The sequence below is a fragment of the Streptomyces albospinus genome (assembly GCF_014648695.1).
In the GTDB taxonomy this organism is placed as follows: domain Bacteria; phylum Actinomycetota; class Actinomycetes; order Streptomycetales; family Streptomycetaceae; genus Streptomyces; species Streptomyces albospinus.
On the sequence record NZ_BMRP01000089.1, the window covers coordinates 1 to 12415 of the forward strand.

Annotated in this window: 7 protein-coding genes and 3 pseudogenes; 7 read left to right on the forward strand and 3 right to left on the reverse strand. The window is 74.4% G+C overall.

The window, feature by feature from the left end:
- Positions 1 to 296, reverse strand: a pseudogene (locus tag IEZ17_RS40430) (MFS transporter); the annotation flags it as partial.
- Between the two features lie 12 nt (positions 297 to 308).
- Here IEZ17_RS40430 and IEZ17_RS40435 point away from each other — a divergent pair.
- Positions 309 to 1100 (forward strand): annotated as a pseudogene (locus tag IEZ17_RS40435) (LysR substrate-binding domain-containing protein); the annotation flags it as partial.
- 160 nt (positions 1101 to 1260) lie between these two features.
- Entirely contained in the window at positions 1261 to 1806 is a 546-nt protein-coding gene (locus IEZ17_RS40440; protein ID WP_229853101.1) for a DUF4232 domain-containing protein, read from the forward strand.
- A 23-nt stretch (positions 1807 to 1829) separates the two neighbouring features.
- Here the strand turns inward: IEZ17_RS40440 and IEZ17_RS40445 are convergent, their stop codons facing one another.
- Positions 1830 to 3740 carry an asparagine synthase-related protein gene (locus tag IEZ17_RS40445; protein WP_189308627.1) on the reverse strand — a complete coding sequence of 637 codons (1911 nt, stop codon included), beginning with the start codon at positions 3738 to 3740 and terminating at the stop codon, positions 1830 to 1832.
- Positions 3741 to 4297: 557 nt separating this feature from the next.
- On the opposite strand from IEZ17_RS40445, the gene IEZ17_RS40450 reads away from it, so the two are divergent.
- Positions 4298 to 5722 (forward strand): nitrate/nitrite transporter, encoded by a 1425-nt coding sequence (locus tag IEZ17_RS40450; RefSeq protein ID WP_189308628.1) that lies wholly within the window; start codon positions 4298 to 4300, stop codon positions 5720 to 5722.
- Between the two features lie 198 nt (positions 5723 to 5920).
- On the forward strand, positions 5921 to 7102 hold the full coding sequence (locus IEZ17_RS40455; protein ID WP_189308629.1) for a uroporphyrinogen-III synthase: 1182 nt from the start codon (positions 5921 to 5923) through the stop codon (positions 7100 to 7102).
- Positions 7103 to 7153: 51 nt separating this feature from the next.
- On the opposite strand, the gene IEZ17_RS40460 is transcribed toward IEZ17_RS40455, so the two are convergent.
- Complete coding sequence (locus IEZ17_RS40460) at positions 7154 to 7930, reverse strand: class I SAM-dependent methyltransferase (protein ID WP_189308630.1); 777 nt, start codon at positions 7928 to 7930, stop codon at positions 7154 to 7156.
- 184 nt (positions 7931 to 8114) lie between these two features.
- Between IEZ17_RS40460 and IEZ17_RS40465 the strand changes: the two genes are divergently transcribed.
- The 3 genes and pseudogenes from IEZ17_RS40465 to IEZ17_RS40475 all read left to right on the forward strand — a co-directional run.
- Positions 8115 to 8723: a CGNR zinc finger domain-containing protein gene (locus IEZ17_RS40465; RefSeq protein ID WP_189308631.1), complete on the forward strand. Its 609-nt coding sequence runs from the start codon at positions 8115 to 8117 to the stop codon at positions 8721 to 8723.
- 110 nt (positions 8724 to 8833) lie between these two features.
- Positions 8834 to 11347, forward strand: coding sequence for a HelD family protein (locus IEZ17_RS40470; RefSeq protein ID WP_189308632.1), 2514 nt, complete (start codon positions 8834 to 8836; stop codon positions 11345 to 11347).
- 498 nt (positions 11348 to 11845) lie between these two features.
- Positions 11846 to 12415, forward strand: a pseudogene (locus IEZ17_RS40475) (NAD-dependent malic enzyme); the annotation flags it as partial.

Sequence of the window (12415 nt, forward strand, 5' to 3'; positions counted from 1 at the left end):
GCCGGTACGGCGTACCCGGCGGCGGGCGCCGCGAGGTGGTCCGCGGACCAGCCGCCGGCCGCCGAGCCGGCCGCGATCCCGGCCAGCAGGGCGGTCACCGCCAGCGTCATCCCTTCGTTCAACTGGTCGGCGGGCGTGCGGGATTGGACCAGTCCCATGCCGGTGACCATGGTCGGCGCGGTGGCCATGCCGGCCGTCAGGAGGGCGGCGGCCAGGGCCGCGGGGGCGCCCGTCGCGGCGGCCGGGAGCGGCAGCAGCATCAGCGCGGCCATCGCGGCGACGCAGGCGAGGAAGCGGCGGGCGGGGCGGGGGCGCGGCTGCTCCCGTACGCGCGGCGGGTGCTGGCGGCCCAGGACGAGCTGGCCGCCGCGTGCGGGGCCGGGGCCGGACGGCCGCTGGTGGTGGATGTCGGGGCGCCGGTCGGCACCGCGTACCGGGTGCTGGCGGAGGCCCGGCGGCGGGTGCCGGACAGCTGCGAACTGGTCGCGCGGTTCCACAGCGGGCTGACCGGGGCGGCGGCGGAGCTGGCCGCCGGGCGACTGGATGTGTCGTTCGGGCGGATCGCGGGGCTGCCGGCGGCGGTCCGGGCCGGGCTGGAGCACCAGCCGGTGCGACTGGAGCCGGTGGCGGTGTTGCTGCCCGCGGGTCATCCGCTGGCCGGCGGCGAGGCCGTACCGCTGGCGCGGCTGGCCGGTGAGACGCTCTACGCGGGTGCCGGGAATCCGCACACCGCGGAGTGGACGGAGCTGGCGGCGCGGCTCTTCGAGGGGCGGGGGATCGCGATGGCGGCGCCGTTCCCGGAGATCGAGGGGGCGGAGGAGTTCGTCCGGGTGGTGCGCAAGCGGGGGTGGTCGGTGCTGGCGAGCGTGGAGTTCATCGAGGTGCCGGGGATGGTGCTGCGGCTGGTGGTGGATCCGGTTCCGCTGTCGCCGGTGGGGATGGTGTGGCGGCGGGGGCTGCGGCATCCCGGGCTGGACGCGCTGCGGGACACCGCCCGGGAACTGGGTGAGCGGGACGGCTGGCGCACGCCGCCGGGGGAGGACTGGTGGCTGCCGGCGGCAGACGCCGAGGCGATGGGCGTGGCGGCGGGCGGACGCTGACGGCGGGCGGTGGCCGTTCCCGCGGGGTGCGGATTCTTACGTGATGCATATCTCTCTCCGTCGACAAGCAACCTTCTGCGCTGAAAACCCTTCCTTACGGAAGGACATCGTGTGCGAACGATGTGTGCGAACGATACGAACGGATTGAACAGGGGGAGTCGTGCAGCGACGTTCCGTACTCGCGACGACGATGGCCGCGCTCACCTTGACCGTCACTGCCGCGCTGGCTCTGACCGGCTGCGGCTCGGGTCGGATGGCTGCGCTGCACGCCAACTGCAAGACGAAGAGTCTCGGTTGGAAGGTCACGGTGCTCAAGGAGGTGCCGAACAGCCAGCGCCGCGAGGCCCGGCTGACGGCCGTCAACAAGGGTTCGCAGCCGTGCGTGTTCGACGGTTTTCCCACCTTTGCGGTGCATGTCGGCAAGGGGCCCGAGTCCGACGGCAAGGGGCAGGTCCGGACCATGCCGATAGACCTGAAGCGCGGCGCGACCGTGACCACCGGCCTGCGGTACAAGGACCACGGGCCCGGCATGAAGCCCGCCGACTGCCTGGTCAGCAATGACGAGGCGACCGTCGGCGCGCCGCGCGACCACCACCAGAAGCAGATAAAGGTCCGCGACGAGAAGGGCAAGAAGACGCGGATGAACATCTGCGAGGAGACCATCTGGATGAGCGCGCCGGTCCAGGGCACCGCCGCCCCCCACTGAGGCGGCGGGTCCCGGTCGGCGCCTCAGGCGCCCTCCGGCGCGGGGGCGGATATCCGGCTCCCCGCGGCGGGGGCCGGGACGGTGCCGTACGGCGGGGCTCCCGGCAGGGAGCGCAGCCAGTACTCGGCGGCCAGCGTCGGGTCCAGCGGGCGCAGCGCGTCGGTGTGCGGCTGGAGGGACGTCAGGACCGGCCGCAGCGCCTCGGGGCGGATCAGGCCCAGCGCCGCCAGCCGGGAGTCCTCGCAGAGCGCGGACAGCGCCCGGCGGTGGCGGCGCAGGCCCGTGTAGACCTCCGCGCTGTGCTCGCCCTTGGTGCCGCGGCCGAGGGCGGTGCCGGGCACGATGCCGCGCATCGCGGCGGACAGCACGGGTTTGTAGCAGCCGGTCCGGGCGCGGTCGGCGAGCTGGACGGCCAGCGCCGCCTCGATCACCGCGTCGTCCAGGAACGGCGCCTCGTAGGCCACGCCGTGCGCCGAGGTCAGTGCGTCGATGCCGCGGACCAGTTCGCCGGCCCGGACGGCGGCCCGGACGACCTCGTGCTGGGCCCGTAGCGCGGCGAACGGCTCGGGGGCTTCGGCGGCGGCCTCGCGCAGCAGCCGGCGGACCGTGGCGACCGCGTCCGGATGCGCCCAGGGCGGCATGGCCGGGACGCACTCCCAGTCGGCGCCGGTGGTCTCGCGGCGGGCGCCGGGCGCGATCCGGTCGGCGCCGGCGGCCAGCCAGCGCGGGTAGGACCGGCCGCCGAGCAGGGTGACCAGGGTGGCGGGCAGCGTCCGGTGGCCGAGCCGCAGGGTCCGGCGGGCCTGCCGGGCGGCGGCCCGGAAGTCGCTGCGGGCAAGGGAGTTGAGCGCCACCGCCCGTAAGTCGAACAGCTCGTCGCCGCCGATGCCGGACAGGTGCAGCCGGGAGCCGTACCGGGCGACCAGCTGCGCCTGGTGGACGAGCCGGGCCGCTTCCCGGACCGCGGTGAGCGGGCCCGCCGGGTCGGTGTGCGAGGGGTGCGTGGGCGGGGCGTACCAGGTGGGTGCGTCGGTGTACGGGAGGGACAGGTGCCGGCCCTCCTGGCGGACCCGGCCGAGGCGGTAGGCGCTGTGCGCGCTCCACAGGGGGTCGTCGTTGGCCGGGTCGCGGGACTCCCAGGCGGTGGTGACCAGCCCGGCCCCGTCGCGGGCGGCCAGGAAGCACAGGCTGGTGGAGTCCATGCCGCCGGACAGGTCGGCGCTGAGCGCCGCGGACTGCGTCCGGGCGTGCACCGCCGCGCCGAGGGTCTCCCGTACGGCCTCGGCGGCGTCCGGCAGCGGCAGGTCCGGCTCCGGCGGCTGCCACCAGCGGACCTCGCGGTGCCGGCCGTGGGCGTCGTAGCTGGCGCAGTGGCCGGGCGGTACGGCGTGGATCGACCGCCAGGGGGTGCGCAGCGCGAGGGGGAGCGGGGCGGCGGGGGCGAGCAGCCGGGCCGCCAGCGCCTCCTCGTCGACCGCGCCGGTGCCGGGCGCGCCGGGCAATCCGGCCGCGGCGGCCTCACGGGCGAGGGCGGCCAGGTCCTGCGGGCGGCTGCCCAGGACGGTGATGCCGCCGAGGTCGGTGCGGTGCAGCCGGCGGACCGTCGAGAGCGTTCCCTGGCAGCGGACCCGGGGGCCCATGTAGGCCAGCAGGAAGAAGCTGCCGGGGAGTTCGTGGCGGAGGTCGGAGAGGTCGTCCAGGCCGCGCAGCCGGCGCAGCAGCCGGACCAGTTCGCCCGGGGTGGCGGAGGTCGTCCCCAGCAGCACCGCGCACCGCGGGCCGAGGCGCGCCGTCACCAGCTCCTCGCGCCGCCAGTGCCCCACGATCCAGGGGCGGCCGGAGAGGTGCGGCACGGTGCGGGTGGCCGGGGTCCGGGGCAGGAGGGCGGCGAGCCGGTCGGTGGCGGGGTGGTCGGGGAACACGAGGAAATCCACGGGGGTTGCCGCTCCTTGGCCTCGATGGGGTGCGACCGGAGGCCTGCCGGGGCGGGGAGGCGCCCCGGCAGGGGGGCCGCCGGCGGTTGGGCGCGCCCCCAGCGGTAGCTGGGGGAGGTCAGGAGCCGCACCGTCCGCCGGCGGTCCGCTGCTGTGGTTGGTGCATCGCATCCCTTTCTTTCCGTGCTCCGGGGAGAGCCCTGCATCCCTGCGGGGGTGGGTGTGGCGCCCTGGCAGGGGATCCGGCCGCCGCCGGGCGGGAGGTGAGCACACCGCTACGGCGACGGAGTGTGTCGGGCTGGTTACTCCATGCGTCCGATAAAAAGGCTGGCAGTGTCCCGGGCACGTGCCATTACCCCGTACGGGTGATGGCGGGGGGCGCGTGGTGCACGTCGGCGCACCGCCCACGTCTCGTACGCCGCGTGTGTGCCGCCGCGGCTCACCGCATGCACCCGGACCGCGTGAGAGCAAGGTTTCGCGCCGGTCACCTGCTGCCACAGGGCGGAAACCCGCCATCCTTAGCGTCGGGTGGCAGGACCCGACCCCTGGGAGGCGCGATGACGGCCGAGGCCACGGCGAAGACCCCGAGCGAACGCGGCGGCGAGCCGGGAAGGGCGCGCCGCGGCGGGCGCTGGATCGAGCACTGGGATCCCGAGGACGAGGGGTTCTGGCGGGAGACCGGGGAACGGATCGCCCGGCGGAACCTGGCCTTCTCGGTGCTGTCCGAGCACATCGGCTTCTCCATCTGGAGCCTGTGGTCGGTGATGGTGCTGTTCATGGGCCCGGAGTACGGCGTCGATCCGGCCGGGAAGTTCTTCCTCGTGGCGATGCCGACGCTGGTGGGCGCGGTGCTGCGGGTGCCGTACACCTTCGCGGTGGCACGGTTCGGCGGGCGCAACTGGACGGTGTTCAGCGCCGTGTTGCTGCTGGTGCCGACGGCCGCGGCGGCCGTGGTGATGACACCGGGCACGTCGTACACCACGTTCCTGCTGGTGGCCGGGCTGGCCGGGGTCGGCGGCGGGAACTTCGCCTCGTCCATGACCAACATCAACTCCTTTTATCCGCTGCGGAAGAAGGGCTGGGCGCTGGGCCTGAACGCCGGCGGCGGCAACATCGGGGTGCCGGTGATCCAGCTGCTGGGGCTGCTGGTGATCGGGACGGCGGGGGCCGCGCAGCCGCGGCTCGTGCTGGCGGTGTACGTGCCGCTGATCGTGCTCGCGGCGGTGCTGGCCGCGCTGTTCATGGACAACCTCGGGCCGGTGGCCAACGACACCGGCGCGGCCGTGGACGCGGCCCGGGAGCGGCACACCTGGGTGATGGCACTGCTCTACGTCGGCACCTTCGGGTCGTTCATCGGCTACAGCTTCGCCTTCGGGCTGGTGCTCCAGAACCAGTTCGCCCGCACGCCCCTCCAGGCGGCGTCGCTGACCTTCATCGGGCCGCTGCTGGGGTCGCTGGTGCGGCCGGTCGGCGGGCGGCTGGCGGACCGGTTCGGCGGGGCGCGGATCACCCTGGGGAACTACGGGGCGATGAGTCTGGCCACCGGGGTGGTGATCTACGCGTCGGCGGTGCGGTCGCTGCCGGTCTTCCTCGTCGGCTTCATCGCGCTGTTCGTGCTGACCGGTCTGGGCAACGGCTCCACGTTCAAGATGATCCCGGGGATCTTCCAGGCCCTGGCGGTGCGCCGGGGGATGGCGGGGGAGGAGGCCGCCGCGTACGGGCGGCGGCTGTCGGGGGCCGCGATGGGGCTGATCGGGGCGGTGGGCGCGCTCGGCGGGCTGGGTATCAACCTCGCCTTCCGGGAGGCGTTCGGCACGACCGGCTCGGGCACCCCGGCGTTCGTCGCCTTCCTGGCCTACTACGCGGTGTGCGGGGCGGTGACCTGGGCCGTATACCTGCGGGGGCCGGCCGGTGCGCGGTCCGCGGCGCGCGCGGACGGCACGGAGGGCGCGGAGGCGCGCCCGGCGTACGCCGAGGTCTGAGGCGCGGGCATGCGCCCCGCTCCGCGCCCCCTCCGTCCGGCCGGGGGCGCGGCGGCGGCTCCGTAACCGCGGGGAAATACTGGAGGAGCCTGCCTGTCATGTGCTGTTGGCAGGCTCGGCACCCTGGCACAGGTGCCGCCGGAGCCGCGGCGGCACCTGCACCGCGCACCACCTCTCCGGGAAGAGCGGGACGGACCTATGCACGATCAGCAGCACGAGCACACCGCGCGGCGGCACGACGAACCGGGCGGGCCGGTGCGCCCGCTGGACGGCTTCACCGTCGGGGTGACCGCGGCCCGGCGGGCGGAGGAACTGGGTGCGCTGCTGGAGCGGCGCGGCGCGCAGGTGCTGCACGCGCCCGCGCTGCGCATCGTGCCGCTGCCGGACGACGCCGAACTGCTCGCCGTCACCCGCGCGTTGACCGACGACGCACCGGACGTGGTGGTGGCCACCACCGCCATCGGGTTCCGCGGCTGGGTCGAGGCCGCGGAGGGCTGGGGGCTGGGCGAGGCGCTGCTGGACCGGCTGGCCGGGGTGGAACTGCTGGCCCGCGGCCCGAAGGTGCGCGGCGCCATCCGGGCCGCCGGGCTGACCGAGAAGTGGTCGCCGGCCTCCGAGTCGATGGCCGAGGTGCTGGACCGGCTGCTGGCCGAGGGCGTCGCCGGGCAGCGGGTGGCGGTCCAGCTGCACGGGGAGCCGCTGCCGGGGTTCGTCGAGGCGCTGCGGGCGGCCGGTGCGGAGGTCATCGGGGTGCCCGTGTACCGGTGGATGCCGCCGGAGGACATCGGGCCGGTGGACCGGCTGCTGGACGCGGTGCTCGCCCGCGGCCTGGACGCGGTGACCTTCACCAGCGCCCCGGCCGCCGCCTCGCTGCTGGAGCGGGCGGCCGAACGCGGCATCCAGCCGGAGCTGCTGGCCGCGCTGCGGCAGGACGTGCTCCCGGCCTGCGTGGGGCCGGTGACCGCGCTGCCGCTGGAGGCGCTGGACGTGCCCACCCGCCAGCCGGAGCGCTTCCGGCTGGGCCCGCTGGTCCAGTTGCTGTGCCGGGAACTCCCGGGCCGGGCGCGGCCGTTGCCGGTGGCCGGCCTGCGCCTGGAGATCCGCGGCCGGGCCGTCGTGGTGGACGGCGAGCTGCGCCCGGTGCCGCCCGCCGGGATGGCGCTGCTGCGCGCCCTGGCCCGGCGCCCCGGCTGGGTGGTGGCGCGCGCCGAGCTGCTGCGGGCGCTGCCCGGCGCGGGGCGGGACGAGCATGCGGTGGAGACCGCGATGGCGCGGCTGCGGGTGGCGCTGGGGGCGCCCAAGTTGATCCAGACGGTGGTCAAGCGCGGCTACCGGCTGGCGCTGGACCCGCACGCGGACACCGACAAGTACGACGGGTAGGGCCGCTCCGGTCCTGGCCCGTCGGGCAGACCGCAGGGCCGCTCCGGCGGGTCAGGAAGGGTTGTTGACCCGGATCTTCGACTGGCCGTGCGGCCGGGTCTCCCAGTCGTCCATGAAGCGCGCCTCCAGGCCGTGTCTGCGGGCCAGCCGCAGCAGGGTCTCGGTCCGGTAGTAGAAGTCCTCGCGCAGCACCTGGTGTTCGGCACCCTCGGTGCGGTCGAAGGTGAAGTCGAAGAAGCCGCCGGGCGCCAGCACCCGGCCGACGTGGGCCAGGCACTCGTCGATGACGTCGGCCGGCGAGTGCGAGAAGACGCTGTGCGCGTGCACGACGTCGAAGTGGCCGGCCGGCAGGAAGTCCAGCTTCAGATCCTGAGTGATCGTCAGATGCGGGAGCTTGTCCTGGAGTTCGTACGTCGTCAGGGTCTGCTTGGCGGCTATCAGGATGTCCGGCGAGATGTCGATGCCGTAGTAGTTGCCGGCGTCCAGGTGGGCGATGAAGCGCCAGCCGGCGCGCAGGTTGCCGCAGCCGATGTCGAGCATCCGGTGGCCGGGCTTCAGCCCGTGCTCCGCCAGGTAGTCGAACTGCATCTCGCCCAGCGCCAGCCAGCGCTGGTGGGTGCGGCTGCCGACCGCGGCCTCCGGGTTGCGGCCGGTGTCGGAGGCCATCACCGCGCGGTAGTACGCGACATGGTCGGGGTGCTTGAGGCGCAGCCAGGTGTCGCGGGCGGTGCGCCTGACGTAGGGGGTGATGCGGGCCGGGTTGCGCACCGCGTAACCGATCTTGTGCGTCAGGCTGGCGCGATTCTTGAGCAGCGATTTCGACGACATGCCGCCGGACTATACATCAGTTGTATACGCATGGTGTCTACGTGCGGTGTCTACGTGCGGTGCATACGAAGAGCGGCCGACGCCACAGGGTTCCGGCGGACGGCGCGGCCGGGCACCCTGGGAAAGGTCCGCGTCCGCTCTCCCTCCACCACCCCGCGTTTCCTCCCCGAGGAGTGACAGGCACATGGCAGCGCCTTACGACCTGCGGTTCGACTGCGGGCGGATCTGCCTGGACCTGGTGGCCACCACCGGCGCCGCCGCCGAACCGCCCACCGGTCCCGAACGGCTCACCGGCCCCGACCAGTTGGCGGCCTGGCTGACCGGCGCGGGAGTGGTGCCGCCCGGCGTCCCGCTCGACGCCGTCGACGCCCTCTGGGTCACCCGCTTCCGTACGCTGCGCGCACTCCTGGGCCGCGTGGTGCACGCCGAACTGCGCGGCCGGGCCGCCGACGCCGACCTGGCGCGGCTCAACGCCGCGGCCGGCGCCGCCCCGCCGCCTGCCGTCCACGCCGTACGCGGCCCGGACGGCGCGCTGGCCCGCGCCTTCCCCGTCCCGCCCGACTGCGCCGGGCTGCTGGCCGCGGTGGCCCGGGACGCCGTCGCGCTGCTGACCGACCCGGCCGTGCGCGGCCTGCTGCGCCAGTGCGCCGGGGAGGGCTGCTCGCTGGTCTATCTGGACACCTCGCGCGGCCGGCGCCGCCGCTGGTGCTCCAGCGAGGTCTGCGGCAACCGGGAGCGGGTGGCCCGGCACCGAAGACGGACCAGGCGGCCCCCTGACCAGGTGAAGGTGTGAGTCAACATCCGACCGACTCCCTCCAGATTTGTCCCTCTCTCCAGGTGCGCGCGGTGTCGGGTTCGCGTACGGTTGACGGCTGCCCTACGCACAGCAGAAGGGGGCCTGGGGTGGCCGCGCACAACGCCACGCACGCACCGGACCACGCACCGGATTCCGTTCGCGACCGTGAGATCGAGGCCGAGCAGCAGCATCTCGACCGCGTCTACCGGCGCCTGGAGGAGAAGATCCACGAGGCCGAGTTCCTCATGGACGACGCCGCCAAGCGCGGCCAGGTCGGCACGCCCGGCGCGCTCGCCGAGCGGGACGCCCAGGTATTCCAGGCCGGCGTCCATCTCCACCGCCTCAACTCCGAGTACGAGGACTTCCTCTTCGGCCGGATCGACCTGCTCCTCGGCAAGGACGGCAAGAAGGGCCCGGACGGCGCCCACACCTCCGTCGAGCCCGCCGACGGCGCGATCCAGGACGGCCGCGCCGCCATCGCCGAGACCCTGCACATCGGCCGCCTCGGCGTGCTGGACGCGGACTACTCGCCGCTGGTGATCGACTGGCGGGCGCCCGCCGCCGCCCCCTTCTACCGCGCCACCCCGGTCGCCCCCGGCCGTGTCGTGCGACGTCGGGTGATCCGCTCCAAGGGGCGCCGGGTGCTGGGCGTAGAGGACGATCTGATGCGCCCGGAGGTCACCGCGACGCTGGACGGCGCGGAGCTGCCGGCGATCGGCGACGGTGCGCTGATGGCCGCCCTGGGCCGGGCCCGCAGCCACACCATGCGGGACATCGTCGCCTCCATCCAGGCCGAGCAGGACCTGGTGATCCGGGCGCCCGCCGCCTCCGTCACCGAGGTCGAGGGCGGCCCCGGCACCGGCAAGACCGCGGTCGCCCTGCACCGCGCCGCCTACCTCCTCTACCAGGACCGCCGCCGCTACGCCGGCGGCATCCTGATCGTCTCCCCGACGCCGCTGCTGGTCGCGTACACCGAAGGCGTGCTGCCGTCCCTCGGCGAGGAGGGGCAGGTCGCCATCCGGGCGCTCGGCTCGCTCGTCGACGGCGCCGAGGCGAGTGCGTACGACCCGCCGGCGGTGTCCCGCATCAAGGGCTCCGCGCGGATGCTGAAGCTGCTGCGCAAGGCCGCCCGCGGCGCGCTGGAACTGGCGGCGCCCGGCGCGGCACCCGCAGCGCCCCCGGCGGCCGGCGCCCCGGCCGGCGACGACGCCCAGCTGTCCCTGGAGGACCTGCTCGCCCAGGACGGCGCCGGGGACCGCGGCCGAAGAGCCGGCTCCGGTTCCGCCGCGGCGCCCGGGGCGGCCGTCCCCACCCGGCTGCGGGTCGTCGCGTTCGGCGGCCGGATCGAGCTGGACGAGAACGAGCTGCGCGCCATCCGGCAGACCGCGCTGGGCGGCACCGCCCCGGTCAACCTGCTGCGCCCGCGCGCCCGCCGGCTGATCCTGGACGCCCTGTGGGCCAGGTCCGGCGCCGCCCGCCGGTACACGGACCCCGAGCTGGCCGCCGAGGCCCGCGAGGGCTTCGACGAGGACATCACCACCGAGGCGGACTTCCAGGACTTCCTGGATGCCTGGTGGCCGGAGCTCACCCCGCGCGGGGTGCTGGCCGCGATGGCCGACGAGCGCCGGCTCGCCCGCTGGGCGCGCCGCATCCTCAACCAGCGCGAGGTGCGCCAGCTGGCCCGCTCGCTGCGGCGGCTGGACGCCACCGGGCACGGCCCGCTGTCGGTCCACGACATCGCGCTGCTGGACGAACTCCAGCAGATCCTCGGCGCCCCGCTGCGCCCGGCCCGCCCGCGCGAGGCCGACCCGCTCGACCAGCTGACCGGCCTGGACGAGCTCACCACCTACGTGGACCGCGCCGCCTCCGGCCGCAGCCGCCGCGAGCGGCTGGAGGAGGAGCGCACCGACTACGCGCATGTGATCGTCGACGAGGCGCAGGACCTGACGCCGATGCAGTGGCGGATGGTCGGCCGGCGCGGCCGGCACGCCACCTGGACCGTGGTCGGCGACCCCGCGCAGTCCTCCTGGTCGGACCCCGACGAGGCCGCCGAGGCCCGCGACGAGGCGCTCGGCACCCGTCCCCGCCGCCGCTTCACGCTCACCGTGAACTACCGCAACCCCGCCGAGATCGCCGACCTCGCGTCCCGGGTGCTGGCGCTGGCGATGCCTGGCACCCCGTCCCCGAAGGCGGTGCGATCGACGGGCCTGGAGCCCCGCTTCGCGCTCTCCGGCGCGGACGGTGCGCGCGGCGCCGCCGGTGCCGCCGGTGCCGCCGACGACGCAGCACTGGCGCGGGCCACCGTCGCGGAGGCCGAGCGGCTGCTGGGCGAGGTCGACGGCACGGTCGGCGTCGTGGTGGCCATGCACCGCCGCGAGCAGGCCCGCGGCTGGCTGGCCGGGCTCGGCGACCGGGTGGTGGCACTGGGCTCCCTGGAGGCCAAGGGGCTGGAGTACGACGCGACGCTGGTGGTCTCGCCGGCCGAGATCGCCGACGAGTCCCCGGCCGGGCTGCGGGTGCTCTATGTCGCGCTGACCCGCGCCACCCAGCAGCTGACCGTGCTCTCCGGCGGGCCGGACGAGCCGGACGCGGACGGGGTGCCGGACCTGCTCCGCGACTGACGCGTACGGCGGGCGCCGTCGGGCGCCGCGCACCGCCGTACGAGGGGTCTTCAAATCGGCCCAGCGGGACGGGATTCGCTTCCCGGGATGGTTTGTTAGCCTTGGTGACGGCACCGGCTCGATCCAAGCCCCCGGGCCCAACCATCGTCGCTACGAGCGACCACTTGCCGCGAGGCGAGCATGGCGGGTCGGTGTCGTAAGCAGCAGCTGCGGGCGCCTCTCCTCCGGGAGAGGCGCCCGCAGTCGTTTCCGCTGCTCAGGCCGCCCGCGTCGGCCCCGCCGCGGTGCCGCTCCCGGAGGCGGCCGGTGCCCGTTCCCGTCGGGGGCTTCCGCTCGACCGATCATCTCTCGTATGGTGGAAGTGTCTTTCCGGAATTTGTAGCTGGTTACCGTGTACCGGCTGGTAGGTGGGACGATCGAACGACGCGCTCCGGCTCGGCTACCCCTGAGTACCGGAGCCGCTCAGAGAAAAAACAGGGAAAGCAGAGGAAGTCGGCCATGGCAACGGCGCCTAGCGTCTCGTATTCGATGACGGTGCGACTGGAAGTTCCCGCGAGCGGCACCGCTGTCAGCCAGCTCACCACGGCCGTGGAGTCTTCGGGTGGGTCGGTCACGGGTCTGGATGTGACCGCCTCCGGCCATGAGAAGCTGCGGATCGACGTGACGATCGCGGCGACCTCGACCGCGCACGCGCAGGAGATCGTCTCCGAGCTGAGCGGGATCGAGGGTGTCTCGCTGGGCAAGGTCTCCGACCGTACGTTCCTGATGCACCTCGGTGGCAAGATCGAGATGTCGTCGAAGCACCCGATCCGCAACCGTGACGACCTGTCGATGATCTACACCCCGGGTGTGGCGCGGGTCTGTCAGGCGATCTTCGACAACCCCGAGGACGCCCGCCGGCTGACGATCAAGCGCAACAGCGTCGCGGTGGTCACCGACGGCTCGGCGGTGCTGGGTCTGGGCAACATCGGGCCGAAGGCGGCGCTGCCCGTGATGGAGGGCAAGGCGGCCCTCTTCAAGCGCTTCGCCGGGATCGATGCCTGGCCGATCTGCCTGGACACCCAGGAC

Bases quoted from the DNA above. Each gene is read 5' to 3' on its own strand.
- IEZ17_RS40460 (WP_189308630.1), bottom strand. From the start codon at position 7,930: ATGTCGTCGAAATCGCTGCTCAAGAATCGCGCCAGCCTGACGCACAAG.
- IEZ17_RS40455 (WP_189308629.1), top strand. From the start codon at position 5,921: ATGCACGATCAGCAGCACGAGCACACCGCGCGGCGGCACGACGAACCG.
- IEZ17_RS40465 (WP_189308631.1), top strand. From the start codon at position 8,115: ATGGCAGCGCCTTACGACCTGCGGTTCGACTGCGGGCGGATCTGCCTG.
- IEZ17_RS40450 (WP_189308628.1), top strand. From the start codon at position 4,298: ATGACGGCCGAGGCCACGGCGAAGACCCCGAGCGAACGCGGCGGCGAG.